Here is a 26,620-nt window from a genome sequence, read left to right on the forward strand (position 1 = left end):
GCACCACTAGGCTGGCAGGTCATGAACGGACCGCTGATCGTCCAGAGCGACCGCACGGTGTTGCTCGAGGTGGCGCACCCCGACGCCGAGGACGCACGCCACGAGCTCGCGGTCTTCGCCGAGCTCGAACGTGCCCCCGAACACGTGCACACCTACCGCGTCACCCGGCTCGGACTGTGGAACGCGCGCGCCGCGGGCCACGACGCCGAGAGCATGATCGACACGCTCGAGCGGTTCGCCAAGTTCCCGGTGCCGCAGAGCGTGACCGTCGACATCCGCGACACCGTGGGGCGCTACGGCCGGCTCGTCATCCGCCGCGAGGACCCCGCCGAGGCCCCGGTGATCGCGAACTCCCCCGCCGAGGAACTCGAGCGCCAGCCGACGCTGCTGCTCACGGCGACCGACCCTTCGATCCTGGCGGAGGTCACGCGATCCAAGCGGATCAAGCCGCTGCTCGGCGACAAGCGCTCGGACACCGCCATCGAGCTGCAGCAGTGGGCGCGCGGGCAGGTCAAGCAGGAGCTCGTCAAGCTCGGGTGGCCCGCCGAGGACCTGGCCGGGTACACGCCCGGTCAGCCGCACGCGATCGACCTGGACACCACCGACTGGGACCTGCGGCAGTACCAGCAGGACGCCGTGCAGAGCTTCTTCGCGCAGGGCTCCGGCGTCGTGGTGCTGCCCTGTGGCGCCGGCAAGACGCTCGTCGGCGCGGGCGCGATGGCGACCGTGAAGGCCACGACGCTCATCCTCGTGACGAACACCGTCTCAGCCCGGCAGTGGCGGACCGAGCTGCTCAAGCGGACGTCCCTGACCGAGGACGAGATCGGTGAGTACTCCGGCAGCGTCAAGGAGATCCGTCCGGTCACGATCGCGACGTACCAGATCCTCACCGCACGGCGGAAGGGCGAGTACACCCACCTGTCGCTGCTCGACGCCCTCGACTGGGGCCTCGTGGTCTACGACGAGGTGCACCTGCTGCCGGCACCGGTGTTCAAGCTGACCGCGGACCTTCAGGCACGTCGACGGCTCGGGCTCACGGCGACCCTGGTGCGCGAGGACGGCCGCGAGGGCGACGTGTTCTCGCTCATCGGCCCGAAGCGCTACGACGCCCCGTGGAAGGAGATCGAGGCCCAGGGCTACATCTCCCCCGCCGAGTGCTACGAGGTGCGGATCGACCTGCCGCACGAGGACCGGCTGGAGTACGCAGCGTCGGGCGACGACGAGCGCTACCGACTCGCCGCGACGACCCCGGCGAAGACCCCCGTCGTGCGTGCGCTCATCGAGAAGCACCGCGGCGAACAGATCCTGGTGATCGGGCAGTACATCGACCAGCTCGACTCCCTGGCCGCGTCGCTCGACGCCGCCGAGATCACGGGTGCGACGCCCGTCGACGAGCGCGAGCGGCTGTTCCAGGAGTTCCGCACCGGCGCGTTGGACGTGCTCGTGGTGTCGAAAGTGGCGAACTTCTCCGTCGACCTGCCCGACGCCACCGTGGCGATCCAGGTGTCCGGGTCGTTCGGGTCCCGGCAGGAAGAGGCCCAGCGCCTCGGCCGGCTGCTACGACCGAACAAGGACGGTCTGCCGGCGTCGTTCTACACACTCGTCACGCGGGACACCGTCGACCAGGACTTCGCGCAGAACCGGCAGCGGTTCCTGGCCGAGCAGGGGTACGCGTACACGATCCTCGACGCCGATCAGATCCAGGGCGCGTCCCCTTCACTCACAGGGAACATTTAGACAACAGTCAGAGGATGGGACCATGAGCGATGGCCCCAAGATCCTGATCGTCGATGACGAGCCGAACATCCGCGACCTCCTGACGACGTCGCTGCGCTTCGCCGGGTTCGCCGTCCGTGCCGTCGGCAACGGCGCACAGGCGATCTCCGCCGTGCTCGAGGAAGAGCCGGACCTGATCATCCTCGACGTCATGCTCCCCGACATGAACGGCTTCGGGGTCACCAAGCGTCTGCGGTCCTCCGGGTACACCTCGCCGATCCTCTTCCTGACGGCGAAGGACGACACCGAGGACAAGATCACCGGGCTCACGGTCGGCGGCGACGACTACGTCACGAAGCCGTTCTCGCTCGACGAGATCGTCGCCCGCATCAAGGCGATCCTGCGTCGCACGATGAACGACGAGGAAGACGCGATCATCCGCGCCGGTGAGCTCACGATGGACCAGGACACGCACGAGGTCACGATCGGCGACGCGCAGATCGAGCTCTCGCCCACCGAGTTCAAGCTGCTGCGCTACCTCATGCTCAACCCGAACCGGGTGCTGTCGAAGGCGCAGATCCTCGACCACGTGTGGGAGTACGACTTCAACGGCGACGCCGGCATCGTCGAGTCCTACATCTCGTACCTGCGCCGCAAGCTCGACCAGTACTCCACCGAGCCGATCATCCAGACCAAGCGCGGCTTCGGCTACATGCTCAAGGCGTCCAAGGCCTCGTAGGCCCCTGGTCCGCGTTCTCGGCGCTCGGGTCTTGACGGCGCTCGGGTCTTCACGGCGCTCGGGTCTTCACGGCGCTCGTCCGGTTTCGCCGGGCGGGCGCCGTCTACCGTTGGGGCAACATGCACTCCAGGATGAACCGCTGGTGGGACGGCATCTCCCTGCGCACCAAGATCACCGGGATCACGGTGCTCCTGGTCGCGCTCGGACTGCTCGTCGCCGGCCTCGGCACGATGACCGTGCTGTCGACGTACCTCGTGTCCCGGTTGGACAACCAGGTCACGACCACGGCGTCGCAGCTCGAGGGCCAGAACATCAGCGACGGCGAGCAGTACTGCAAGCTGACGATGGTGCTGGAGAAGAGCTCGTACGTCGCCGCGTACGACGGGGACGGCAAGCAGATCTGCGACACGCAGTCGACCTCGCAGCCGGACATCTCGTCGGTGGACTTCGCTGCGGCCACGAAGGCGAACAGCCCGTTCAGCCTCTACGACAAGCAGCACAACCACGAGTGGCGCGCGCAGGTCATCCCCGCGAACCTGCAGAACCTGTCGACGGGCGTCACCGAGACCGGGTACGTGCTCGTCGCGGTGTCCAGCGCCGACACCGACCAGACGATCGCCCGCTTCACCGTGATCTTCCTCGGGTTCGGCGTCTCGGTCATCCTGCTCGGTGCGATGCTCACACGACTGCTCGTCACCGCGACGTTCGACCCGCTGCGCGACGTCGAGGACACCGCCGCCCGGTTCGCCGCCGGCGACTTCAACCAGCGCCTCGACGCGGACACCCCGAACACCGAGGTCGGCCGACTGAACCGCTCCCTGAACGCCATGCTCGAGCGGATCGACAGCGCGTTCGAAGACCGCGAGCGCACCATCGCCCAGATGCGGCGCTTCGTCGGAGACGCCTCGCACGAACTCCGGACGCCCCTGGTGTCGCTGCGCGGGTACGCCGAGCTGTACCGGATGGGCGCCCTGCGCAAGGACGAGGACGTCGCCCAGGCGATGGAGCGCATCGAGAAAGAGGCGCAGCGCATGGGGCTCCTCGTGCAGGACCTGCTGCAGCTCGCCCGCATCGACGAGTCCAAGCCGCTCGAGCTCGGCCCGGTCGACCTGGTGTCGATCGCCCGCGACTCCGCGCTCGACACGATGGCTTCGAACCCCGACCGCGAGATCCAGGTCCTGGTCGAGGACTCGGTGACGGGCGAGAACGTGCCACAGGCAGTCCGCGCGCCGTCGGCGTTCGGGCCGGGTGCCGTCACCCCGACGTCGGCCGACTCGCCGCCGATGTCGCCGTCGGCCAACACCACGGGGCCGATCGCGTTCTCACGCCAGACCCTGGCGCGGCTGCGTGCCCGACGGAACCGGGCGATGGAGGTCGAGGGGCCCGTCGGCACCGAGACCACCCCGCTGCCGACCATCGTGCTGCCGAAGCGCCCGCCGATCGTCCTGGCCGAGGAGAACAAGATCCGCCAGGTCGTGACGAACCTGATGGGCAACGCGATGCGCTTCACCGCGCACGACGACCCCATCGAGATCGGCATCGGTGTGGACGACGACCGTGGGATGGCGCACATCGACGTCATCGACCACGGCGAGGGCATCCCGCCGCAGCTGCGCGAGAAGATCTTCCAGCGCTTCTGGCGTGCGGACACCTCGCGCGCTCGGGACACCGGCGGCTCGGGGCTCGGGCTCGCCATCGTGTCGGGCATCGTCGCGGCGCACGGTGGTTCCGTCGAGGTCATCGACACTCCGGGCGGCGGCGCCACCTTCCGCATCTGGCTCCCCCTGCTCCCCCGCGACTGGGCCCCCACGCCCGCGGCAACCCCCGCTGCGCCTGAGTCCCCCGCTTCCTGACGCCCGGGCCTGACGCCCGGCGCGCCGAAGTCGCACAACCCGCCGCTCACCTTCGCCGAAGTCGCACGATCTGCCGCCCGGACACGTCGGAAGCGGCATCTGCTGCGACCTCGACGATTCGTCTGCGGCGTGTCCTGCGGCGTGGGCCAGCGGAGACTTCTGCGATCTCGACAAACGCCCGTGGCGTGTCATGCGAGGAACCCCCGCCTGCGCGCGAACGCCTGGCGCAGCCGTTCGAGCAGGACCGCGGTGCGTACGGCGTCCGCCGCGGTCGCGTGGATGACCAGCCAGTCGCTCACCGCGAAGCCGTTCCCGCGACGCTGATCGTGTCGGAACGCATCACGCTCACGGTGGTGGTCCCCGTCGTACTCCAGTGCGATGCGGTACTCCGGCCAGGCCATGTCGACGCGACCCAGGAAGCGCCCGTCTTCGTCGTGCACGTCGACGTTCAACTCGGGCTCCGGGAACCCAGCGTCGACCACGTCGAGCCGGAGCCCGGTCTCCATCGGCGACTCTGACCCGACCCGCACGTGCTCGAGAGCGGCTCGCGCGAGGCGGACGTGGCGTCCTCCCGGTCGGATCTGCGCGGCCAGGTCACTGATCGTCCTCCGGTCGCTCGCGCCCACGATCGCATCGCCGAGCACGACGAGCGCCCTGAAGTCGAGCAGCGCCGCGCTCTCGGACCACGCCCTTGCCTGACTGCTGACCCGCAGGCCAGCCACAACCGTGACTTCGTTCTCGTCCTCGACGAGTGCGCGATGCCCGACGACGTCCGGTCGTCGCATCAACGGTCCTGATCCGGCGGTCGTCACGTGCACATCCGACCGGTCCCGCACCCGACGCGGCAGCGGGAGTCCCCACAGCGCCACGGCAGTGGTGTGACTGAAGAACTGGTCGCTCCGCATGACCAGGGCGAGTCCCCGGACCGCGGAAGCTCGTTCGGTCGACCGAACGCCGTGGACGATGACGTGCACGTCCTGGCGCCGGAGCCGACCGGCGGTGACTCCGGCCCTCAGAGCGTCCGCGACCCGGAACGGGCCGTCGGAGATGTCGAGCGGCAGCGGACGGGGGTGAGGCATGCTCCGAGGATCGCCACGGGCGGTGCACCGCAGTCGTGTCGGACGGAACCTGTGGAGACAGACGCACACGAGCCTCCTGTGCAGGAGAACCGGACGTGCTGGTGATCGCAGGACACGCCGTCGCCTGCCCGTCGAGGTCGCACGAGATGCCGCTCGTCCGCGACTCGCGCGGCACGATGAGCGACCTCGGCGGAAGTGAGCGGCGTGTTGTGCGACCCGGGGCGCGGGCGCACGCAACACCCCCCCAGCACGCGGAAGGGCCCCCGCACGCGCTGCGTGCGAGGGCCCTTGCCGTGTCAGGACTGGATCAGAAGTCCATGCCACCCGTCGGGTCGCCGGCCGGCATGGCCGACGCCTTCTCGGGCTTGTCGGCGACGACGACCTCGGTCGTCAGGAACAGACCGGCGATCGACGCAGCGTTCTGCAGCGCCGAGCGCGTGACCTTGGCCGGGTCGATGATGCCCGCGGCGATCAGGTCGACGTACTCACCGGATGCGGCGTTGAGGCCCCAGCCAGCTTCGAGCTCGCGGACCTTGGCGGCCACGACACCCGGCTCGAGACCGGCGTTGAGCGCGATCTGCTTGAGCGGCGCGTCGATGGCGACGCGGACGATGTTCGCGCCCGTCGCCTCGTCGCCCTCGAGGGTGAGGGAGTCGAGCGCGACCTTGCCGGCCTGGATCAGGGCGACGCCACCGCCGGCGACGATGCCCTCTTCCACAGCGGCCTTGGCGTTGCGGACGGCGTCCTCGATGCGGTGCTTGCGCTCCTTGAGCTCGACCTCGGTCGCGGCACCCGCCTTGATGACGGCCACGCCACCGGCGAGCTTCGCGAGGCGCTCCTGGAGCTTCTCGCGGTCGTAGTCGGAGTCGGTCGCCTCGATCTCGGCACGGATCTGCTTGACGCGGCCCGCGATCTGGTCGGTGTCGCCGGCACCCTCGACGATGGTGGTCTCGTCCTTGGTGATGACGACCTTGCGCGCCTTGCCGAGCAGGTCGAGCGTGGCGTTCTCGAGCTTGAGGCCGACCTCCTCGGAGATGACCTGGCCACCGGTCAGGATCGCGATGTCCTGCAGCATGGCCTTGCGACGGTCGCCGAAGCCCGGGGCCTTGACGGCGACGGACTTGAAGATGCCGCGGATCTTGTTCACGACGAGCGTGGCCAGGGCCTCGCCGTCGACGTCCTCGGCGATGATGAGGAGCTGCTTGCCTGCCTGGATCACCTTGTCGACGACCGGCAGCAGGTCCTTGATGTTCGAGATCTTCGAGTTGACGATCAGGATGTACGCGTCCTCGAAGACGGCTTCCTGACGCTCGGGGTCGGTGACGAAGTACTGCGACAGGTAGCCCTTGTCGAAGCGCATGCCCTCGGTGAGCTCGAGCTCGGTGCCGAAGGTGTTCGACTCCTCGACGGTGACGACGCCTTCCTTGCCGACCTTGTCGATCGCCTCGGCGATGAGCGCGCCGATGGTCGGGTCCGCGGCCGAGATCGACGCGGTGGCGGCGATCTGGTCCTTGGTCTCGATCTCCTTGGCGTTCGCGAGCAGCTGGTCGGAGACGGCCGAGACGGCCTTCTCGATGCCGCGCTTCAGCGAGACGGGGTCGGCGCCGGCTGCGACGTTGCGCAGGCCTTCGCGGACGAGCGCCTGGGCGAGCACGGTCGCGGTGGTCGTTCCGTCACCGGCGACGTCGTCGGTCTTCTTGGCGACCTCCTTGACGAGCTCGGCACCGATCTTCTCGTACGGGTCGTCGAGCTCGATCTCCTTGGCGATGGAGACACCGTCGTTCGTGATCGTGGGGGCGCCCCACTTCTTCTCGAGGACGACGTTGCGGCCGCGCGGGCCGAGCGTCACCTTCACGGCGTCGGCCAGCTGGTTCAGGCCGCGCTCGAGGCCACGGCGGGCCTCCTCGTCGAAAGCAATGATCTTAGCCATGTGAGTTTCTCGTCCCTCCCGGACAACGTGGGGGTCTTCTGGCACGCAGCGTCACGCCCGTGCGCTTGGCACTCAGTACGGCCGAGTGCCAAGTGCGATTCTGGCACTCGACCCCCGAGAGTGCAACACGCCCCGGGACCCTGCCAGGCACCCCCACAACCCAAGAGACACCCCCGACACGACGAACGCGCCGCCCCCGAGGGGACGACGCGCTCGTGTGGTTCGGCGACTACGCCGGACGCACCGACTCCGCCTGCGGGCCCTTCGACCCCGTGCCGACGTCGAACGTCACTGCCTGTCCCTCTTCGAGGACCTTGTAGCCGCTCATGTCGATGGCCGAGTAGTGGACGAACACGTCCTGGCCCCCTCCATCGACGGTGATGAAGCCGAAGCCCTTCTCGGCGTTGAACCACTTCACGGTTCCGTTGGCCATGATCTGTTGCTCCCTGCGGTACTGCTGTTGCGAACGACGGGGCCGTCGGGTGACGCCGTCGGGTCGTGCACCCGGATGCGCTCGGCGTGCGCACCGAGGTCCGACGACGTTCCGATCACTCCGGTGACCACTTGTGACTCTAATCAGGAACGACGATCCGGCAAGGGGTGTGACGCACATTTCGCACCGTGGCCGACGGAACTCAACGTGCCCGAAACACGCCCGTCACAAATGCGTGTCGGGAATGTCCGTGGAACGACCGGCTCACCGGGAGAAATCGGCTCCGAGGACCACGCTGACGTCCGCGTTCGGGAATGCAGCCGACTGTTCCACGGCCGTCGTGCCGAGCGACTTCGCGATGCCCTCGGCGAGCGCCTTCTGCGACTCCTGCTGGTAGTACACGATGGTCGAGGTCGACCCGGTGGTCCCCGCGTTGCCGCTCGAGGTGACCTTCCAGCCAGCGGCGGTCAGCGTGGCGGTGCCCTTGGCGGCCAGGCCGCCGGTGGTGGTGCCGTTGAGCACGACGAGCGTCGTCGAGCCCTGGTCGGACGGCGCCGCTGCCGCGGGTTCGGACGGTGCCGCGGACTCGGAGGGCGCGGCCGATGCCGACGCCGACGCGCTGGCGGACGGCGACGAGGACGAGGACGAGCCGGAGAACGAGTAGCTGCCGTTGAGGAGCGCGAGCACGAGCACCCCGATCCCGACCAGGACACCGGTGGCCAGGGCCGCCCAGGCGAACGCGATCCATCCGCGACCGCGGCGGTGCATGCCGCGGTGCGCTCCGACGCGCGGACCGTCGGTCACGTCGTCGAAACGGTCATGGGGGAATCTCGTCATCGTTCCTCTTCGGGTTGCGGGGCCGTCACGACGAACCGACGGGCAGCGCGCGCTGCCGCGCGTGACCGTCGCAGCCGCTGGAGGCGCCCGACGAGCTGCGGGTCGTACGCCAGTGCTGCGGGCGAGTCGATCACCCGGTTGAGCACCTGGTAGTACCGCGTCGGCGACATGTCGAACTCGACCCGGATCTCCGCTTCCTTGGTCCGGTCGTGCCGCGCTCGCTCGTGCTCGAACGCGAGCACGTGCTTGGCGAGCTCGCTGAGCTCGTCCGCGGGGATGGTCGTCACGACGGGTCCGATCGCATTCGGGGTACGGGTCTCGCACATCGTAGGGGTGCCGCGGGCGCCGACCCTGGCATGCCCCTGGACTGTCGCGGAATCCGCCGCGGGGGCTCTCAGACCGCTCGGAGCCACCGCACGACGGTGCCGAACGCGTCGGACACCGCGAGGGCGCGTCCGTCGAGAGACAGCGTCGCGAACGCCGCCGGGTCGGTCGGGTCGACGTCGGCGGGCAGCGTGGCCGCGACGTCGTCGAGGATCCCGGTCCGTTCGAGCGCGATCCACCGCACGCCCCGCTCGCGGACGCGGTCCACGAACCGCTGCCGTTGGGCGCCCGGCACGTAGACCAGCGTCCCGGTGGTCAGCACGAGCGGCTCGCACCCGTCGGGCAGCGCGTCGAGCGCCGCGTCCAGGTCGTCCGGCACGCGTCCGGTGATCCGGACGGGAGGCACGGCGCGCGTCGCCGACAGCGCCGTCCGCATCAGGGCGATCCGGTCCAGGGCCTCGGGCGGCACCGCCTGCACCAGCCGGTCGAGCGCGTCCGGTCCGGCGGGGTCGATCGGGTGCGGGTCGAGGGCGACGCGCGCCGCGATCCGGATCGGCACCGTGGCGGGCTGCGGCAGCACACCGCGCACGTCGACGGTCAGGTGGACCGAGGGGTCCTCGGGCGCGGTGTGCATCCGCACGGTGCCCTCGTCACTCCGGTGGTCGAGGGTCACGCGGTCCGGGATCGAGCACAGGCCCGCAGCCGCGCCGACGTCCACGAGGCCGAGTGGCCGGTCGACGGACCCGGCGACCGCCGCGACCAGCGGGACGACCGGACCGAGCCTCCGCGGGTCGTTGGCCTGCACCGTGGCGGTGGCGAGGGCCGCGACCAGGGCGGGGCGGGCCTCCCGTCCGAGGGCGCGCAGCGCTGCCGGGTCCGCCGGGTCCGCACCCAGGCGCCGGGCGACCGCGAAGAGCAGCTCGGGCTGCCGTCGTGTCGGCGGGACCTGGTCCAGCAGGGCGACCAGATCGTCGTCGAGCGACCGCGCCCAGGCGGCGTAGGACGGCGAGACCGCTGCGATGCGGTCGGCGTACGCCGCGTACCGCTGGCGGGTCGTCACGCGCGGTACATCCCGACGTGCCGGATGCCGGCCTCGACGTACGGCTCGTCGAAGCGGACGAACCCGTGGCGCTCGTACAGTCCGGCGACGTACTCCTGCGCGTGCAGGGTGATCGGCTGGTGCCCGTGCTCGGCGACCACGGCGGCGACGAGCCGTCCGGCGATGCCCGTCCCGCGGTGGTCAGGGTGGGTGGCGACCCGGCCGATGACCCAGGCCGGCGGTGCCGTGTCGGACGGGTGGGTCTCCCCCGGCGCGGGTCGGATCAGCCGCAGGTACCCCACCGTCTCGGCATCGGTTCCGAACCACCAGTGCTCGGTGTCGGGCTCGCGGTCGCGGCCGTCGAAGTCCTCGTCCGTGACGCGCTGTTCGAGCGCGAAGACGCGGTTCCGCAACCGGACGATGCCGTACAGTTCGTCCGTCGTCAGGCCGGTCCATCGAGTGCGGTGCACGGAATGCTCGGACATCGCAGCGAGTTTACTGGAGTGGCCGACAACCCCGGCCGGAAGCAGGAGGAACCCATGGCATACAACGTCGAGAAGACCGACGCCGAGTGGCGCGAGGAACTCTCCCCGGAGCAGTACGCCGTCCTCCGACAGGCCGGTACCGAGCGCCCGTGGACCGGCGAACTGCTGGACGAGGAGCGCGCGGGCATCTACACGTGTGCGGCCTGCGGCGCCGAGCTGTTCAAGAGCGGCACGAAGTTCGACTCCGGCTGCGGCTGGCCGTCGTTCTACGAGTCGGTGGACCCGGACGCCGTGAAGCTCATCGAGGACAACTCGCTGGGCATGGCCCGTACCGAGGTCCGGTGCGCGAACTGCGGCTCACACCTGGGGCACGTGTTCCCCGACGGGTTCGGCACCCCCACCGGTGACCGGTACTGCATGAACTCGCTGTCGCTGAACTTCTCGGAGAAGACGAACGCCGAGTGAGTTCTCGACCCGCGCATCGGTAGGATGAGCGGGTCAGCCAGCATGGCGCAATTGGTAGCGCACCGTACTTGTAATACGGGGGTTGCGGGTTCAAGTCCCGCTGCTGGCCCCAGATGAACGAGAGCCCCGAGCGACGTGGTCGCTCGGGGCTCTCGGCGCAGGTGGAACACGGATCAGGAGTGTTCCTGGCGCTCAGCACGGTAACCAGCCGGCCGTACCGGGATACTGACATCCCGCGCCGGGGCTCGTCCAGGCCTCCTGCCCGACCTCGCGGCTTCCCGCAAGGAACGCCTCAGCGACCGCCGTTGATCTTGCGCTCCCGCTGGGCGACACCGGCGGTGCCGTAGGGGTAGTCGTCGATCCGCGGGGCGCTGGCGTCGGTGAGCGAGTCGAGTTCGTCGTCCGTCAGCACGAGGTCGGCGGCGCCGAGGTTGTCCTGCAGCTGCGCGACGGTCCGGGCGCCGAGGATGACGCTCGTCACCGCGGGACGGGCCAGCAGCCACGCGAGGGCGACCTGCGACTTCGAGGCGTCGTGTGCTTCGGCGACCGCGGACACGGCGTCGAGCACCTGCCACGTGCGCTCGTCGCCGTTGCGGGCCTCCCACGCCTCCATGCCGCGCTGCGGGTTCTCGCCGAGACGGGTCGAGCCGGTCGGGGCCTCGTCGCGCTGGTACTTGCCGGAGAGCCAGCCGCCGGCCAGGGGCGACCAGGGCAGCATGCCGATGCCGGCGTCCAGGCAGGCGGGGACGACCTCGTGCTCGATGTCGCGCACGAGCAGGTTGTACTGCGGCTGCAGGGTGACAGGCGGCGCCCACCCGTGGGACTTCGCCTCGTAGACGGCCTTCGTGATCTGGTACCCGAGGTAGTTCGAGAACCCGTACGTGCCGATCTTGCCCGCGGCGACGGCGTCGTCGAGGAAGCGCAGGGTCTCCTCGATCGGCGTCAGGGCGTCCCACGCATGCATCTGGTACAGGTCGATGTGGTCGACGCCGAGGCGCTCGAGCGAGGCGTCGAGGGCGACCCGGAGGTGCCGGCGCGACAGTCCGAGGTCGTTCGGACCGTCGCCCTGCGGGAAGCGCCCCTTGGTCGCGATGACGACCTGCTGCGCCTCGGTCGGGTGGGCGGCGAGCCACCGGCCGATGATGCGCTCGGACTCGTTGCCCGAGTACACGTCCGCCGTGTCGACGAGGGTGCCGCCGGCCGCGACGAAGGCGTCGAGGATCTCGTGGGAGGTGGCTTCGTCGGCTTCGCTGCCGAAGGTCATGGTGCCGAGGGTCAGGGAGGACACCGATGTCCCGCTGTTCCCGAGGAGTCTGTATTCCATGCGCCGGACGCTACGCCGCGCCCGCTGCGGGTCGAGAGGCCCTGCGAGTACCGGTCAGCGCGCGATGGACAGGGCGGTGCGGTCCAGGAACGCGATCGCCGCTTCCCGGAACGCCCGCGACGTCGGGGCATTGAAGTGGTTCCGCCCCGGGATCTCGAAGAACGATGCGTCCGGAGCTGCCTCGGCCAAGCGCACGGCACTGTCCCGGATGCCGTCCTCGCTGCCCGCCGCCATCAGGATCGGCTGCGCGGGCGCGTTCGCGGGGGTCGGCTCGATGCTGTTCCGCATCCCCTCGACCATCGCGACGAGCGCCCCGAGGTGGTTCCCCGCGACGTTCCCGGCCATCTGCAGGTAGCCGTTGGTCACGCGGTCCTCGATCGGCGTGCCGTCGGTGAGGTACGCCCGGGCCTGGTCCACTCGCACTCGGCGCATCGGGTCGGCGTCCGGGATCCCGCCGAACACCGCACGCGAGATCCGGTCCGGGATGCGCTCGGCCGTGTGCCACCCCACGCGGGCACCGAGCGAGTAGCCGAGGAACGCGACGTCGTCGAGCAGGTAGGTGTCGATGACGCTGGTCACGTCGGCCACGAGCAGGTCCATCGAGTAGTCGTCGGGCTCGTGCGGCTTCGCCGAGGCACCGTGCCCGCGCTGGTCGAGCGCGACGACCCGGTACCCGGCGCGGAGCAGGTCCCGCGTCCACCCGGAGGCGTGCCAGTTGAGCAGGGCAGCCGAGGCGAACCCGTGCACGGCGACCACCACGGGGGCGTCCGGGTCGCCGAAGTCGTAGGTGGCGAGCTGCCGGCCGTCGGGCGACATGACGAAGCGGGGGCTGGGCGCTGCGGGGACGAGAGACATGACCTCCCAGCGTATCGGCGCACTGTGGTCCCCATGGACGGCTACGGCGGCGATCAGGTCCGAGCGGCGGAACGGCCGCACCTCGATGCGGGTGAACCGCTCATGCAGCGGGCGGCGGACGGGCTCGCGACGATCGTCGCGGGGTTGCTCGACGACCCGGCCGAGCGGCCGGGCGACGGACCAGGGTCCGTCCTGCTCCTGGTGGGCAGCGGCGACAACGGCGGTGACGCCCTGTTCGCCGGTGCGCGCCTGGCATCGGACGGGAGGCACGTCGAGGTCCTGCGCGTCGGCTCGCGTGTCCACGAGGCGGGCCTGGCAGCGGCGCTGGGAGCCGGGGCGGTCCTCCTGGCCGGTGACCCAGCGCAGGTGGCGACGGACGCGGCGCTCCGCGCCGACCTGGTGCTCGACGCAGTCCTCGGCATCGGGGTGCACGGCGCGTCTGCGCTCCGCTCCCCGGCGCGCGAGGTCGTGCACGCGATCCGCGAGCTGGCCCGCGACCAGCGGGCGCCGTTCGTCGTCGCCGTCGACGTGCCGAGCGGCATCGACGTCGACACCGGGGCCGTCGCCGACGACCACGTGCTGCACGCCTACGTCACCGTGACGTTCGGCGGGGTGAAGGCCGGACTGCTCCGCGGACCCGGCGCGACCCTGGCCGGGCGGATCGAGCTGGTCGACGTCGGGATCGGCGCGGACCTGGCGGCGGTGGAGCCCCTGGTCCGCACCTGACCCCGCCGCCCGGGCACACTGCCCGCATGGTCCGTACATTCGACGCATGACGTTCAACGACGACTCCCAGCTGCGCGGCGGCAAGGTCAAGCGCCGCGGGCGCACCACGGGCATCGCCGCGGGGGGCGTCGGCGGCGTGGCGATCGTCGTGTTCCTCATCGCGCAGTTCACCGGCGTCGACCTGAGCGGGGTGCTCGGCGGCGGGGACGGGCTCACGCAGCTGCAGGGCGCCGGGAGCGAAGCATCGCCGGTGGCCGAGTGCCGCACCGGCCGTGACGCGAACGCCAGCATCGACTGCCGGATGGAGGGCGCCGCAGAGTCGCTCGACACCTACTGGACGGCCGAGAGCCGGCAGCTCGGGATCCGGTACTCGACGCCGGAGTTCTTCCTGTTCGACGGGTCGACGGACACCGCGTGCGGGACGGCCTCGGCGTCGACCGGACCGTTCTACTGCCCGCCGGACCGTGCGATCTACCTCGACACCGCCTTCTACGACGACCTGCAGTCGAAGTACGGCTCGTCCGGGGGTCCGCTGGCGCAGATGTACGTCGTCGCGCACGAGTGGGGGCACCACGTGCAGCAGCTGCAGGGCACGTTCGCCGACACCGACCGCAGCGGGACCGGCGCCTCGTCCGGCAGCGTCCGCGTCGAGCTGCAGGCCGACTGCTACGCCGGCGCCTGGGCGGGCGACGCGGCCACGACAGAGTCGGCGAACGGCACCACGTTCTTCGAGCCGTTCACCCGGGCGCAGATCGCCGACGCGCTGTCCGCCGCGAGTGCCGTGGGCGACGACAGCATCCAGCAGCGCTCGCGGGGGCAGGTCGACCCGGACTCGTTCACGCACGGCACGAGCGAGCAGCGGCAGCGCTGGTTCACGCGTGGCTACGAGCAGGGCGCGACGACCTGCGACACGCTGAGCATCCCCGCGTCGTCCCTCTGACGCGCCCCTGCAGATCGCCGAGGTTCCACGACTCGCCGCGCATGACCGTCGAGGTGTCACTCGTGCCCACGTGGAGCACTCGAGATGCCAGAATTCCGGCACCTCGGACAGGGCCCCGCCGGACCCGCCAGCGGTCGCGTCCGGTCAGGAAGCGGACGCGGAAGCGCTCGGCGACGGGCTCGGCGTCGGGGTCTCCGTCTGGTCGCTCGACCCGGCGGCCGTGATGACGAACGTGCGGAACTCCTCGTTCGTGAACGGCTGCGAGTACTCGTACCGCTCCCCGTTCACCAGCACCAGCGGTACCCCGGGGAACTCGGTCAGCGTCGTGCCGGGGATGTCCCCGCCCGTCACGGCACTCGTCCGCTCGTCGACCCACTTGCCGTAGCGCTGGTCGTCGATGCAGCGGTCGATCGTCGTGGTGTTGCGGATGCCCGACACGCGGTCGACGGTCCGCTTCAGCTGCGCGTCGGTCAGTCCGGCGGTGCCCTGCTCGGGCTGCGCAGCGAAGAGCGCCTGGTTGACGCCCCAGAACGCGTCCGGCGACGACTGCGCCACGCAGGCGGCGGCGTTCGCGGACCGCAGCGAGTACTTGGTGCCCTGCGAGCGGTTCGACAACGTGGCGACGGGGTGGATGTCGACCGTGGCGACACCCGACTCGATCAGCCCCTCGATGTACTGGCGGTTCGCCTTCTGGAACGCGGCGCACTCGGGGCACAGGTAGTCGACGTACATCGTGATCCGGACGGGCGTCGCCGAGTCGGTGGCGGCGGTCCCACTCGCGCTGGGGGACGACGACGATGACGAAGACGGCGATGTCCCGGACACGGCCTTCAAGTCCTGCCCGATCGTGATGCCGCCGCGCGACATCGACGACGGGCCGGGGCCGGCGGGGCCGGTCGAGTTCACCAGCACGAGGGTGACGACGGTGGCCGCAGCGAGCAACACCACACCGAGTCCGACCTGCAGACCGAGGCGCACACCACGCTGTCGGCGCTTCTGCTGGGCTCGGGCACGCTGGGCGCGCTCACGAGCTGCGGCTCGGCGCTGGTTCCGCTCGGCGCGGGCATCACCCTCGGGGCGGTTCGTCATGCGTGGGTCGTCCTCCTGATCGGGGCCCGACCACACTCACCCCCCGAGCACGGCGGACGGACCCCGTCGATGGTACCGGCGGGCTCTGGGAACCGCACAATCCGCACCGGGCACTGGCGCTGACCAGGGAAGTCGTGTTGTATGAGCCTCGATGGTCGACGACGACCGTCCGGGGCCCCTTGGGCGCACCGCTTCACTCGGATCGTCCGGCACGTACCTGCCGGTGGAGAAAGGACCGAACGCTCATGGCGTCCGTCACCTATGACAAGGCAACCCGTCTGTACCCCGGAGGCAACCGCCCCGCGGTGGACTCCCTCGACCTGGACGTCGCCGACGGCGAGTTCCTGGTCCTCGTCGGCCCGTCGGGCTGTGGCAAGTCGACCTCGCTCCGCATGCTCGCCGGGCTCGAGGAAGTGAACTCCGGCGCGATCCGCATCGGCGACCGTGACGTCACCGACGTCCCGCCGAAGGACCGCGACATCGCGATGGTGTTCCAGAACTACGCGCTGTACCCGCACATGACCGTCGCCGAGAACATGGGCTTCGCGCTCAAGATCGCCGGCGTCGGCAAGGAAGAGCGCGCCACCCGCGTGCAGGAAGCCGCCAAGCTCCTCGACCTCGAGCAGTACCTCGGCCGCAAGCCGAAGGCGCTCTCGGGTGGTCAGCGTCAGCGCGTCGCGATGGGCCGTGCGATCGTCCGTCAGCCGCAGGTGTTCCTCATGGACGAGCCGCTGTCGAACCTCGACGCCAAGCTCCGCGTCCAGACCCGTACGCAGATCGCATCGCTGCAGCGTCGTCTCGGTGTCACCACGGTCTACGTCACGCACGACCAGACCGAGGCGCTGACCATGGGCGACCGCATCGCGGTGCTCAAGGACGGCATCCTGCAGCAGGTCGGCTCGCCGCGCGACCTGTACGAGAAGCCGAACAACGTGTTCGTCGCCGGCTTCATCGGCTCGCCCGCGATGAACCTGCTGCCTGCCTCCGTGCTCGAGGGCGGCATCAGCTTCGGGTCGCTCAACCACCCGGTCGACCGCGAGACGCTCGGCAACGCGCGTTCCAAGCAGGTCACCGTGGGTGTGCGCCCCGAGGACATCATCGTGTCGCAGGGCGGCGAGGGCCTCCCCGTCACGGTCGACGTCGTCGAGGAGCTCGGCGCCGACGGCTACCTCTACGGTCACGCCGACGTGAACGGCACGCGCACCGACATCGTCACCCGTGTCGACGGCCGCAACCACCCGTCGATCGGCGACACGATCGTCGTGAGCCCGAAGCAGGGCCACGTGCACATGTTCGACGCCGAGTCGGGCGAGCGCCTCGACGACAAGGCCGTCGTCAGCGCCTGATCCACCGCACCACCCGGGAGCCCGCGCCCGCCTCACAAGGGCGGGTGGCGGGCTTCCGTCGTTCCACCCACCGGACGGGAGGAGCGTGGCGACGCTGCCACGCTCCTCCCGTCTCGCACACCCACACCGCACCGCAGGAGCAACCGTTGTCCGACTCGCTCGCCATCACCGCCGCCACCGTCGATCCGGGGCTGCTCGACCTGCCGTGGGACCTGCCGCTCGACGCCTGGCCCGACGAGACGATCGTCGCGCTGCCGAAGGGCATCTCGCGGCATCTGGTCCGCTTCGTGCACCTGAGCGGGTACGTGGCCGCGGTGAAGGAGACCGGCGAAGAGATCGCCCGCAGCGAGTACGACATGCTCCGCACGCTGCAGCGCATGGACGTGCCGTGCGTCGACCCGGTCGCGGTCATCACGAACCGGGCCTCCGCGGACGGTGAACCCCTGCACCCGGTGCTCGTCACCCGGCACCTGCGCTTCTCGCTCCCCTACCGCGCGCTGTACTCGCAGACGCTCCGCCCCGACACGGCGACCCGACTCGTCGACGCCCTCGCCCTCCTGCTCGTGCGCCTGCACGTCATCGGCTTCTACTGGGGCGACGTCTCGCTCTCGAACACGCTGTTCCGTCGCGATGCCGGCTCGTTCGCCGCGTACCTGGTCGACGCCGAGACCGGCAAGCTCTACCCCGGCGGGCTGTCGAACGGGCAACGCGAGAACGACCTCGAGGTCGCGCGGGTCAACATCGCGGGCGAGCTCCTCGACCTCGAAGCGGGCGGCCGTCTCGACGAGAACGCCGACCCCGTGGACGTGTCGAACCGCATCGTGGCGCAGTACCGGACGCTCTGGAAGGAACTGACCGGCACCGAGCAGTTCGACGTCAAGGAACGCTGGCGCATCAACGACCGCGTCGAACGGCTCAACGCGCTCGGCTTCGACATCGAGGAGCTCTCGATCCACACGACCGAGGGTGGCTCGCAGGTCCGCATCCAGCCCAAGGTCGTCGACGCCGGGCACCACCAGCGCCGTCTGCTCCGCCTGACCGGGCTGGACGCGGGCGAGAACCAGGCGCGACGACTGCTCAACGACCTCGACGCGTACCGCGCGCGCAACGGCCGCGACCAGCTCGACGAGGAGATGGTCGCGCACGAGTGGGTCTCCCGGGTGTTCGAGCCCGTCATCCGCTCGATCCCGCGTGACCTCCGCGGACGGCTCGAGCCCGCCGAGGTGTTCCACGAGCTGCTCGAGCACCGCTGGTTCATGTCGCAGGAAGAGGAGCGCTCGGTCTCGCTGCCCGAGGCCACGACCGCGTACATCAACGACGTGCTGCGCCACCGCCGTGACGAGCGGCTGCTGATCAACCCGCCGACGTCCTCGATGACGCTGCCGATCCCCCTGGTCGAGAACGACGCCGACGTCGACGAGGCCGAGGACGTCGAGGACTGGCGCGCGAACGTCTGACGCGGGCTGCGCCTCCCGCCCACGTCCCCCCTCGCCTCCCCCGCTCGAGGTTCCAGAATTCCGCGACCTCGAGCGTGCGCACCAGCGACCCGTGGCACCTCGGCGGACATGAGCGGCGAGTCTCGGCACCTCGACCGCGACCGGAGCACAACCAATGCGACTGACAGGAGGCCCGGTGCCGGTCCCAGGGACCGGCACCGGGCCTCCGATGCGCTGCGTTCGGTGCCGCGCTACTCGGCGCGACGGCGCCGCGCGACCTCCCACAGGGTCACGCTGGCCGCGATGCCCGCGTTGAGCGACTCGGTCGCGGACGAGATCGGGATGGAGACGATCGCGTCGCAGGTCTCGGTGACCAGGCGCGACAGGCCCTTGCCCTCGGACCCGACGACGATCACGATCGGGCGGTCGGCGAGCTCGAGCGCGTCGAGCTGCACGTCACCGTCGCCGTCGAGCCCGAGCACGAACAGGCCCATCGACTTCAGCGACTTCAGGGTCTGCGTCAGGTTCGGCGCCATCGCGACGGGGGTCCGAGCGGCCGCACCGGCCGAGGTCTTCCACGCCGAGGCGGTCACGCCGACCGAACGGCGCTGCGGCACGATCACACCGTGCCCGCCGAACGCCGCGGTGGAGCGGATGATCGCACCGAGGTTGCGCGGGTCGGTGATGCCGTCGAGGGCGACCATGAGCGGGACCTGGTCACGGGAGAAGGCGCGCTCGGCGATGTCCTCGGCGACGGCGTACTCGTACGCGGGGACCTTGAGCGCGACGCCCTGGTGCACGCTGTCGTGCCCGGTGATGCGGTCGAGCTCCGGGCGCATCATCTCGATGATCGGGACACCACGGTGGTTGGCGAGCGCCAGGATCTCCTTGACGCGGTCGTCGACCTCGATGCGGGCGGCGATGTACAGCGTCGTCGACGGGGTCTTCGTGCGCAGCGCCTCGAGCACGGAGTTGCGGCCGGTCACCAGCTCGGAGTCGTCGCTCTTGCGCTGGGGCGGACGCCCGGTGCGGTTGCTCGGCGAGCTCGACGCCCCGTGGCGGGTGCGCGCGGCGTCGAAGCGCTCCTTGGCCGCCTTGCGCTTGCCTGCGGGGTGGTAGGGGCGGTCTTCGGCCTTGGGCGTCGGCTTGCGGCCCTCGAGCGCCTGGGCTCCCTGGCCACCGGAGCCGACCTGCTTGTTGCCCTTGCGGCCGGAGCGCACGGCGCCGGGACGGCCCTTCTTGTTCCCCGAGACGTTCTTCATGGTTCTCTCCTGTTCGGCACTGCCGTGGTCAGGCGATGCTCCATCGTGTTCCGGACGGTGTGTCCTCGATCGTGATGCCCGCGGCCGCGAGGTCGTCGCGCACACGGTCGGCCGTGGCGAAGTCCCGCGACGCCCTGGCGTCCGAGCGCTCCTGCACGAGGCGCTCGACGAGGGCGGCGAGCGGTGCGGCGGACGGGTCCTGACCGGCACCGGCCCAGTGCGATGCTCGCGGGTCGATGCCGAGCACCTCCACCATCGCAGCCACCTGATGGTACGCGGTCCCGAGCGCATCCGCATCGTTGGCGTCCAACGCAGCGTTGCCGGCACGGACGGTCTCGTGCAGCACGGCCAGCGCCTGGGGCACCGACAGGTCGTCGTCCATGGCAGCCGCGAACCCCTCGGGCACGCCGGGAGCATCGGCGAGCGAGACCCCTTCGAGCCGGGCGGCGGCGCGGTCGAGGAACCCGGCGATGCGGTCGAGCGCGGCTTCGGCCTCGGCCAGGGACCCGTCGTGGTGGTCGATGGTCGAGCGGTAGTGTGCGGCGCCGAGGTGGTATCGGGCGACCACCGGTCGGGCCGAAGCCAGGAACTCCGCCGCGAAGACCGAGTTGCCGAGCGACTTCGACATCTTCTGCCCGTCGACGTTCACCAGTCCGTTGTGCAACCAGTACGACGCGAACGGGTCACCGGCGGCGGTGGACTGCGCGAGCTCGTTCTCGTGGTGCGGGAACCGCAGGTCGAGTCCCCCGCCGTGGATGTCGAACGCCGGGCCGAGGTAGCGCTTGGACATCGCCGAGCACTCGATGTGCCAGCCCGGACGGCCGGCGCCCCAGGGCGAGTCCCAGCTGGCGGTCGTCGGTTCGCCGGACTTCGCGCCCTTCCACAGGGCGAAGTCACGGGCGTCGCGCTTGCCACGGGGGTCGGCATCGGCGGCCTCGACCATGTCGTCGCGACGCTGCCGGGTGAGCGCACCGTACGTGCCCCAGCTCGCGGTGTCGAAGTAGACGTCGCCCGAGCCGTCGCCAGCGGCGTACGCGTGGCCGCGCTCGATGAGCGTGGTGATGATCTCCTGCATCTGCGGGATGCTCGCGGTCGCGCGCGGTTCGTACGTCGGGGGCAGGATCCCGAGTGCGGCGTACCCGGCGGTGAACTCGAGCTCGACGCGGTACGCCCGGGCCCACCAGGGCTCGTTCGTCCGTGCTGCGAGGTCGAGGACCTTGTCGTCGATGTCCGTCACGTTGCGCACGAGCGTGACGTCGTACCCGCGGTGGGTCAGCCAGCGACGCCAGATGTCGTAGACGAGCGCCGAACGCAGGTGCCCGATGTGCGGGGACGACTGCACCGTCGGACCGCACACGTAGATGCTCACCTGACCGTCGACCAGCGGGACGAGGTCGACGACGGCTGCGGCGCGGGAGTCGTAGAGGCGAACGGTCACGCCCTCAACCCTAATCGGCGGGCAGGCCGGGTTTCAGGCCCTGTGGACGAGTGCCGTCGCGATCGCCGCGAGCCCCTCGCCGCGCCCGGTGAACCCGAGGCCGTCCGTCGTCGTGCCGGACACCGCGACCGGGGCCCCGACGACCGCGGACAGCGCCGCTTCCATCTCGGTCCGCCGCGCGCCGATCCGCGGGCGGTTGCCGATGACCTGCACCGTGACGGACGACGGCACGAGTCCGGCGTCCGCGAGCGCCTGTACGGCCCCCCGGACGAAGACGTCCCCGGTGGCACCGGCGTACGCGGGGTCCGAGGTGCCGAACCGGCCGCCGATGTCCCCGAGGCCGCCGGCCGACAGCAGGGCGTCGCACACGGCGTGCGCCACCGCGTCGCCGTCGCTGTGCCCCGCCAGGCCCGGCTCGTCCGGGAACTCGAGCAGCCCGACGCGGCACCGGGCGGCCGGGTCGAAGGCGTGGACGTCGACCCCGAGTCCGACGCGCATGGCCGTCTCCCCCGCCGCGGAACCGCTCCGCTCCGCGACGACGGCCGCAGCACGCCGCAGGTCCCACGGGGTCGTGATCTTGAACGCGTCCGCGTCGCCCGGGACGAACCGCACGGTGCCGCCGGCCGCCTGGTACACGCCGGCGTCATCGGTCTCGGACTGCGACGACGCGGCGTACGCGGCAAGGAGCGCTGCGAGCGGGAAGCCCTGCGGCGTCTGCACCCCGACGAGCGCCGACCGGTCGACGGTGGACACCACGACGTCGCCGGAGACCTGCTTCACGGTGTCGGTGACGGGGAGCGCCGGGATGATCCCGTCCCCGGTGGACGACACCGCAGCGAACACCGACTCGAACTGGGCAGCCGGCGTCAGACAACGGGCGGCGTCGTGCACGAGCACGGTCTCGACCGATGCCGGCAGCGCCGCGAGCCCGGCCTGCACGGACGCGTGCCGGTCGGCACCGCCGGCCACCACCGCGGTGTACCCGGACGCGACACCGGCCACGTCGGCCACGAGTGCGCGACACGCGTCGAGCCGGTCGGCCGGAGCGACCACGACCACGAACACGGGGTCCGCGAGCGAGAACAACGGCTCGAGCGCCCGTGCGAGCATGACGCGGCCCGCGACGGGCACGAACGCCTTGGCGGTCCCGAGCCCGAGCCGCGTGCCGGACCCCGCCGCAACGACGACGACCCCACGGACCAGATCGGTCGGTGGGGTCGTCGAACGGGCTTCGTTCAGGAGGCGAGGACCTCGTCGAGGACGGTCGATGCCTTGTCCTCGTCGGTCTTCTCGGCCAGCGCGAGCTCGGAGATCAAGATCTGCCGGGCCTTGGCCAGCATGCGCTTCTCGCCAGCGGAGAGGCCGCGGTCCTGGTCGCGGCGCCACAGGTCGCGGACGACCTCGGACACCTTGATGACGTCACCGGACGCGAGCTTCTCGAGGTTCGCCTTGTACCGGCGGGACCAGTTGGTGGGCTCTTCGGTGAACGGTGCCCGCAGGACCTCGAACACCTTGTCGAGGCCTTCCTTGCCGATCACGTCACGGACGCCGACCAGGTCGACGTTGTCCGCCGGGACCTCGATCGTCAGGTCGCCCTGCGTGACACGCAGCTTGAGGTAGACCTTTTCCTCGCCCTTGATGACCCGGGTCTTGACTTCAGAGATGGTTGCCGCCCCGTGATGGGGGTAGACGACGGTTTCGCCGACTTCGAATTGCATGTAAGAAGCTCCGTTCCGCAACACTCAGTTTACCACAAGGGGTGTCCGGGTAAGGGGCCGTGACCGGAAGGCCCATCAGGTGATCGCTAGGATGGAGGCGCATCGGACCGAACGGCCGACGCATCGTGATCTTCGGAGGATTCTCTTGCGAGCTCGGGTACTCGTGTCCGTCGCCGTTGCGGCAACCATCGCGCTCGGCGCGACCGGCTGTGAGTTCATGTCGCCGGCGTCCACCGGCGAGATCCGGCAGATCACCGACGGCGTGAACGTCTCGACGGGCAAGATCGACGTCCGCAACGCCCTCCTCATCTCCGACTCCGGCAAGAACGCCCGCTTCGTCGGCTCGATCGTCAACTCGAGCTCGAAGGAGATCACGCTGACGATCGAGGTTGCGGACATCGCCCAGACCGTCGTGGTCCCGGCGAACTCGCACGTCGACCCGTCCTCCTCGTCCGGACGCGCCGAGTCGAGCGTGCAGACCGGGGACGAGAAGCAGGGCACCCGCGGGGCCGGTTCGGACGACATCGTCTTCAGTGGCGCCGACGTGACGCCGGGCTCGCTCGTCAAGGCCTACTTCTCGTACTCCGGCGCCGAGGGCGTCTCGGCGAGCGTGCCGGTGCTCACCAGCGCGCTCGAGGAGTACAACACCCTCGCACCGACGCCCACGCCGACCCGGACCTCCGAGCCGACCGACTCGGCCACGCCGGCCGACGGCGCGACGGGCACCCCGAGCGACGACACCACGGCGACGCCCGCAGGCTGACGCAACAGGCGGCCCCGGCCGCGACCAGACAGGAGGCCCGGTGCCGGTCCCACGGACCGGCACACCGGGCCTCCTGTCTGTGACGGAACGACCGTCCCACGCCGCCGCGGCGGCGCCTACGCCTCGATCCGGTACCCCAGCCCCCGGACGGTGACCAGCACCTCGGGCGTCGAGGGGATGCGCTCGATCTTCGAGCGGATGCGCTTGATGTGCACGTCGAGGGTCTTCGTGTCCCCGAAGTAGTCCGAGCCCCACACCCGGTCGATGAGCTGTCCGCGGGTCAGCACCCGCCCGGCGTTGCGGAGCAGCAGCTCGAGCAGCTCGAACTCCTTGAGCGGCATCGGGGTGTCCGACCCGTCGACCGAGACCGTGTGGCGCTCGACGTCCATCCGGATCCCGCCGACCTGCAGGATGCCGCTGTCGGCCGGGTCGTCCTCGGTACGGCGTCGGAGCACCGCACGGATGCGCGCCAGGAGTTCACGCGTCGAGTACGGCTTGGTCACGTAGTCGTCGGCGCCCAGCTCGAGCCCCACGACGATGTCCACCTCGGAGTCCTTCGCCGTCAGCATGATGATCGGCGCGTTCGACCGTGTGCGGATCTGTCGGCAGACCTCGGTGCCGGACAGCCCCGGCAGCATCAGGTCCAGCAGGACGAGGTCCGGGTTCTCGCTGTCGAACTTCGACAGGGCGGTCACGCCGTCCGCGGCGACGGAGGTCTCGTACCCCTCACGCTGCAGCAGGAACTCCAGGGGCTCGCTCAGGGCCGGCTCGTCGTCGACGATGAGGATCTTGGTCACGATGGCTGCTCTTCCAGTTGCTCTTCGAGTGCTGTTGTCAGTTCGGTGTCCGCCTCGGGCAGGCGGACCGTGAAGGTCGAGCCCTTGCCGGGCTGCGACCACACGCGCACGTCGCCGCCGTGGTTGCCGACGACGTGCTTCACGATCGCGAGCCCGAGGCCGGTGCCTCCGGTGGCCCGTGAGCGTGCGGGGTCGACGCGGTAGAAGCGCTCGAACACCCGGTCGAGGTCCGCCTCGGGGATGCCGACGCCCTGGTCGGTCACCGCGATCTCGACGAACCCCTTGCTGCTCCGGATGCCCACGCCGACGCGGGTGTGGTCCGGGGAGTACTTGACGGCGTTCGCGATGAGGTTCGAGACCGCGACCTGCAGCAGGCCGGGGTCCCCCATCACGCGGAGCCGGGACTTCTTCGCACGCACGATCTCGATGTCGCGGGCGCGGGCGACGACCTCGTTCGCGTCGACGGCGGCGGAGACGACCTTGTCGATCGAGATGTCCTCGCTCGACTCGAGTGTGTCGACCGACTGCAGCCGGGACAGCTCGATGATGTCCTTCGTCAGGGCCCCGAGGCGCTCGGACTCGGTGACGAGCTGCGCGGCGAACTTCCGCACGTGCACCGGGTCGTCGGCGGCCGCGATCAGGGTCTCCGACAGCAGGCCGATGGCGCCGATCGGGGTCTTCAGCTCGTGGGAGATGTTCGCGACGAAGTCACGCCGGACCTCGTCGATGCGCCGGGACTCGGTCAGGTCGTCCGCCGTCACGAGCACGTAGCGGTTGCCGAGCTGCGCGGCGCGGAAGCTGAGGTAGCCGACGAGCTCGCCCCGACGGCCGCGCGGGAGCTCCATGTCCTCGGAGCCCATCTCGCCGCTGGACCGGACCCGGTCGACCAGCTTGCGGAGCTCGTCGTGCACGAGCCGGCGGCGCACGACCAGGCCGATCGTCAGGGCCTGCGGCGAGGCGGCCACGACGGTGTTCGACGGGTCGACGACCACGGCGGGGTTGTGCATCGTGGCGATCACCGCCGCGACGCCGTCCGGCAGGGTGCGCTCAGCGACGTCGGCTGCCCGTGCCGTGCGCTCGGCGGTGATGATGAGCCCGACGACACCCGCGCCGAAGACCCCGCCGAGGAGCATCGACAGTGGCACGAGCCACGCGTTGTCCATGCCGTCAGTGTAGGAGTGGTCACACGGGGTTCCAGCACCGTTCACCCCCGTTCGCAGGCCGGATCGCGAAGCGTTCAGGCGTGGGACACCGTTCGTTCACCTGGGGTGACGACACTCTCCCGGTACGCAGAGAGAGGCCATCCCCCATGCGCGAAGTCTTCCAGCAGGAACTCCAGGACGTCCAAGAGCGTCTCACCGAGATCGCCGGACTCGTCGAGTCCGCCATCACCCGCGCGACGCAGTCGTTCAGCGAGTCCGACGTGGCCCTCGCCGAAGAGGTGATCGCCGACGACGCCAAGATCGACGAGGCCGCCAACAGCCTCGACGAGATCGCGATCGACATCCTCGCCCGCCAGGCCCCCGTCGCCCGCGACCTGCGCGTGGTCGTCACCGCGCTGCGCGTCAGCTCGTCGCTCGAGCGGATGGGCGACATGGCCGAGCACATCGCCCAGCTCACCCGCCAGCGCTTCCCCGAGAAGGTCGTCCCGAAGGGCCTGCGCGGCACCTTCAAGAAGATGGGGCAGCTCGACGTCGCGATGGCGCAGAAGCTGACCCGCCTGCTGGCGACCGAGGACATCGCCCTCGCCAGCGAGATCCGTGACGAGGACGACGCCATCGACGAGCTGCACGCCAGCGTCTTCGACTTCGTGCTCGGCGAGACCTGGAAGGGCGCGCCGATCGACACCGTCGACGCCACCCTCGCCTCGCGCTACCACGAGCGCTTCGCCGACCACGCGGTCTCGATCGCGAAGAAGGTCGAGTACCTGGCGACCGGCGACTGGGTGGGCGCGAGCTCGAACGCGAGCGTCTGAGCGGTCCGACCCGACGGGTCCGTCGGCCCTGCGGGGTCCGGCGGGCCCGTT

The 26,620-nt window shown here is 70.3% G+C and carries 26 protein-coding genes and 1 tRNA gene; 11 read left to right on the forward strand and 16 right to left on the reverse strand.

Annotation, left to right across the window (positions count from 1 at the left end; genetic code table 11):
* Positions 1–21: 21 nt before the first annotated feature.
* From BIU90_RS01010 to BIU90_RS01020, 3 genes are all read left to right on the forward strand, one after another.
* A complete protein-coding gene (locus tag BIU90_RS01010) occupies positions 22–1,737 on the forward strand; it encodes a DNA repair helicase XPB (protein ID WP_071298387.1) in 1,716 nt (571 codons plus the stop codon).
* Between the two features lie 22 nt (positions 1,738–1,759).
* Positions 1,760–2,455, forward strand: a complete 696-nt coding sequence (locus BIU90_RS01015) for a response regulator transcription factor (RefSeq protein ID WP_071298388.1) — start codon at positions 1,760–1,762, stop codon at positions 2,453–2,455.
* Between the two features lie 119 nt (positions 2,456–2,574).
* Positions 2,575–4,308: a cell wall metabolism sensor histidine kinase WalK gene (locus tag BIU90_RS01020; RefSeq protein ID WP_071298389.1), complete on the forward strand. Its 1,734-nt coding sequence runs from the start codon at positions 2,575–2,577 to the stop codon at positions 4,306–4,308.
* A 188-nt stretch (positions 4,309–4,496) separates the two neighbouring features.
* Here the strand turns inward: BIU90_RS01020 and BIU90_RS01025 are convergent, their stop codons facing one another.
* From BIU90_RS01025 to BIU90_RS01055, 7 genes are all read right to left on the reverse strand, one after another.
* Positions 4,497–5,387, reverse strand: coding sequence for a hypothetical protein (locus tag BIU90_RS01025; protein ID WP_071298390.1), 891 nt, complete (start codon positions 5,385–5,387; stop codon positions 4,497–4,499).
* Between the two features lie 307 nt (positions 5,388–5,694).
* Positions 5,695–7,317, reverse strand: coding sequence for a chaperonin GroEL (gene groL, locus BIU90_RS01030; RefSeq protein WP_071298391.1), 1,623 nt, complete (start codon positions 7,315–7,317; stop codon positions 5,695–5,697).
* Between the two features lie 229 nt (positions 7,318–7,546).
* Complete coding sequence (locus BIU90_RS01035) at positions 7,547–7,750, reverse strand: cold-shock protein (protein WP_022903461.1); 204 nt, start codon at positions 7,748–7,750, stop codon at positions 7,547–7,549.
* A 264-nt stretch (positions 7,751–8,014) separates the two neighbouring features.
* On the reverse strand, positions 8,015–8,587 hold the full coding sequence (locus BIU90_RS01040; protein WP_071298392.1) for a LytR C-terminal domain-containing protein: 573 nt from the start codon (positions 8,585–8,587) through the stop codon (positions 8,015–8,017).
* The gene (locus BIU90_RS01045) at positions 8,584–8,874 is read right to left on the reverse strand and encodes a DUF3263 domain-containing protein (RefSeq protein WP_254786898.1); all 291 of its coding nucleotides are present in this window, start codon (positions 8,872–8,874) and stop codon (positions 8,584–8,586) included. Before BIU90_RS01045 ends, BIU90_RS01040 begins: the two co-directional genes overlap by 4 nt.
* 107 nt (positions 8,875–8,981) lie before the next feature.
* A complete protein-coding gene (locus tag BIU90_RS01050) occupies positions 8,982–9,971 on the reverse strand; it encodes a DUF2332 family protein (protein ID WP_071298394.1) in 990 nt (329 codons plus the stop codon).
* Positions 9,968–10,435: a GNAT family N-acetyltransferase gene (locus tag BIU90_RS01055; RefSeq protein WP_071298395.1), complete on the reverse strand. Its 468-nt coding sequence runs from the start codon at positions 10,433–10,435 to the stop codon at positions 9,968–9,970. The genes BIU90_RS01050 and BIU90_RS01055 overlap by 4 nt, the downstream gene beginning before the upstream one ends.
* Positions 10,436–10,489: 54 nt before the next feature.
* Here BIU90_RS01055 and msrB point away from each other — a divergent pair, with 54 nt between their 5' ends.
* Both msrB and BIU90_RS01065 read left to right on the forward strand, forming a co-directional pair.
* Positions 10,490–10,900, forward strand: a complete 411-nt coding sequence (gene msrB, locus BIU90_RS01060; protein WP_071298457.1) for a peptide-methionine (R)-S-oxide reductase MsrB — start codon at positions 10,490–10,492, stop codon at positions 10,898–10,900.
* Between the two features lie 36 nt (positions 10,901–10,936).
* Positions 10,937–11,012, forward strand: a tRNA-Thr gene (locus BIU90_RS01065).
* A 180-nt stretch (positions 11,013–11,192) separates the two neighbouring features.
* Here BIU90_RS01065 and BIU90_RS01070 read toward each other — a convergent pair.
* Positions 11,193–12,224 carry an aldo/keto reductase gene (locus BIU90_RS01070; RefSeq protein WP_071298396.1) on the reverse strand — a complete coding sequence of 344 codons (1,032 nt, stop codon included), beginning with the start codon at positions 12,222–12,224 and terminating at the stop codon, positions 11,193–11,195.
* 54 nt (positions 12,225–12,278) lie between these two features.
* Positions 12,279–13,079 (reverse strand): alpha/beta fold hydrolase, encoded by an 801-nt coding sequence (locus BIU90_RS01075; protein ID WP_071298397.1) that lies wholly within the window; start codon positions 13,077–13,079, stop codon positions 12,279–12,281.
* A 33-nt stretch (positions 13,080–13,112) separates the two neighbouring features.
* Here BIU90_RS01075 and BIU90_RS01080 point away from each other — a divergent pair, with 33 nt between their 5' ends.
* Both BIU90_RS01080 and BIU90_RS01085 read left to right on the forward strand, forming a co-directional pair.
* Entirely contained in the window at positions 13,113–13,805 is a 693-nt protein-coding gene (locus BIU90_RS01080) for an NAD(P)H-hydrate epimerase (RefSeq protein ID WP_071298398.1), read from the forward strand.
* Between the two features lie 46 nt (positions 13,806–13,851).
* Positions 13,852–14,745 carry a neutral zinc metallopeptidase gene (locus BIU90_RS01085; RefSeq protein ID WP_071298399.1) on the forward strand — a complete coding sequence of 298 codons (894 nt, stop codon included), beginning with the start codon at positions 13,852–13,854 and terminating at the stop codon, positions 14,743–14,745.
* Positions 14,746–14,889: 144 nt separating this feature from the next.
* Here BIU90_RS01085 and BIU90_RS01090 read toward each other — a convergent pair whose 3' ends face one another.
* Positions 14,890–15,834, reverse strand: coding sequence for a thioredoxin domain-containing protein (locus BIU90_RS01090; RefSeq protein ID WP_071298400.1), 945 nt, complete (start codon positions 15,832–15,834; stop codon positions 14,890–14,892).
* A gap of 245 nt (positions 15,835–16,079) precedes the next feature.
* Here BIU90_RS01090 and BIU90_RS01095 point away from each other — a divergent pair, with 245 nt between their 5' ends.
* Together BIU90_RS01095 and BIU90_RS01100 are read left to right on the forward strand one after the other, a co-directional pair.
* On the forward strand, positions 16,080–17,180 hold the full coding sequence (locus BIU90_RS01095) for an ABC transporter ATP-binding protein (RefSeq protein ID WP_071298401.1): 1,101 nt from the start codon (positions 16,080–16,082) through the stop codon (positions 17,178–17,180).
* 146 nt (positions 17,181–17,326) lie between these two features.
* The gene (locus BIU90_RS01100) at positions 17,327–18,637 is read left to right on the forward strand and encodes a DUF4032 domain-containing protein (RefSeq protein WP_071298402.1); all 1,311 of its coding nucleotides are present in this window, start codon (positions 17,327–17,329) and stop codon (positions 18,635–18,637) included.
* 230 nt (positions 18,638–18,867) lie between these two features.
* Here BIU90_RS01100 and rlmB read toward each other — a convergent pair whose 3' ends face one another.
* The 4 genes from rlmB to BIU90_RS01120 are packed head-to-tail and all read right to left on the reverse strand — an operon-like array spanning position 18,868 to position 23,034.
* A complete protein-coding gene (gene rlmB / locus BIU90_RS01105; protein ID WP_071298403.1) occupies positions 18,868–19,878 on the reverse strand; it encodes a 23S rRNA (guanosine(2251)-2'-O)-methyltransferase RlmB in 1,011 nt (336 codons plus the stop codon).
* Positions 19,879–19,906: 28 nt separating this feature from the next.
* Positions 19,907–21,316, reverse strand: a complete 1,410-nt coding sequence (gene cysS / locus BIU90_RS01110; protein WP_071298404.1) for a cysteine--tRNA ligase — start codon at positions 21,314–21,316, stop codon at positions 19,907–19,909.
* A 33-nt stretch (positions 21,317–21,349) separates the two neighbouring features.
* Positions 21,350–22,555: a 2-C-methyl-D-erythritol 4-phosphate cytidylyltransferase gene (gene ispD / locus BIU90_RS01115; protein ID WP_175470104.1), complete on the reverse strand. Its 1,206-nt coding sequence runs from the start codon at positions 22,553–22,555 to the stop codon at positions 21,350–21,352.
* Positions 22,552–23,034 carry a CarD family transcriptional regulator gene (locus tag BIU90_RS01120; protein ID WP_017888066.1) on the reverse strand — a complete coding sequence of 161 codons (483 nt, stop codon included), beginning with the start codon at positions 23,032–23,034 and terminating at the stop codon, positions 22,552–22,554. The genes ispD and BIU90_RS01120 overlap by 4 nt, the downstream gene beginning before the upstream one ends.
* Positions 23,035–23,179: 145 nt before the next feature.
* Here BIU90_RS01120 and BIU90_RS01125 point away from each other — a divergent pair, with 145 nt between their 5' ends.
* Positions 23,180–23,797 carry a hypothetical protein gene (locus BIU90_RS01125; protein ID WP_139195052.1) on the forward strand — a complete coding sequence of 206 codons (618 nt, stop codon included), beginning with the start codon at positions 23,180–23,182 and terminating at the stop codon, positions 23,795–23,797.
* Positions 23,798–23,913: 116 nt separating this feature from the next.
* Here BIU90_RS01125 and BIU90_RS01130 read toward each other — a convergent pair whose 3' ends face one another.
* Both BIU90_RS01130 and BIU90_RS01135 read right to left on the reverse strand, forming a co-directional pair.
* A complete protein-coding gene (locus BIU90_RS01130) occupies positions 23,914–24,594 on the reverse strand; it encodes a response regulator transcription factor (protein WP_071298406.1) in 681 nt (226 codons plus the stop codon).
* On the reverse strand, positions 24,591–25,757 hold the full coding sequence (locus BIU90_RS01135) for a cell wall metabolism sensor histidine kinase WalK (RefSeq protein WP_071298407.1): 1,167 nt from the start codon (positions 25,755–25,757) through the stop codon (positions 24,591–24,593). Before BIU90_RS01135 ends, BIU90_RS01130 begins: the two co-directional genes overlap by 4 nt.
* Before the next feature lie 146 nt (positions 25,758–25,903).
* Here BIU90_RS01135 and phoU point away from each other — a divergent pair, with 146 nt between their 5' ends.
* Positions 25,904–26,569, forward strand: a complete 666-nt coding sequence (phoU, locus tag BIU90_RS01140) for a phosphate signaling complex protein PhoU (RefSeq protein WP_071298408.1) — start codon at positions 25,904–25,906, stop codon at positions 26,567–26,569.
* The last annotated feature ends 51 nt before the right edge of the window (positions 26,570–26,620 follow it).

Origin of the sequence: Curtobacterium sp. MCBA15_001 (genome assembly GCF_001864835.1) — a bacterium.
GTDB lineage: Bacteria > Actinomycetota > Actinomycetes > Actinomycetales > Microbacteriaceae > Curtobacterium.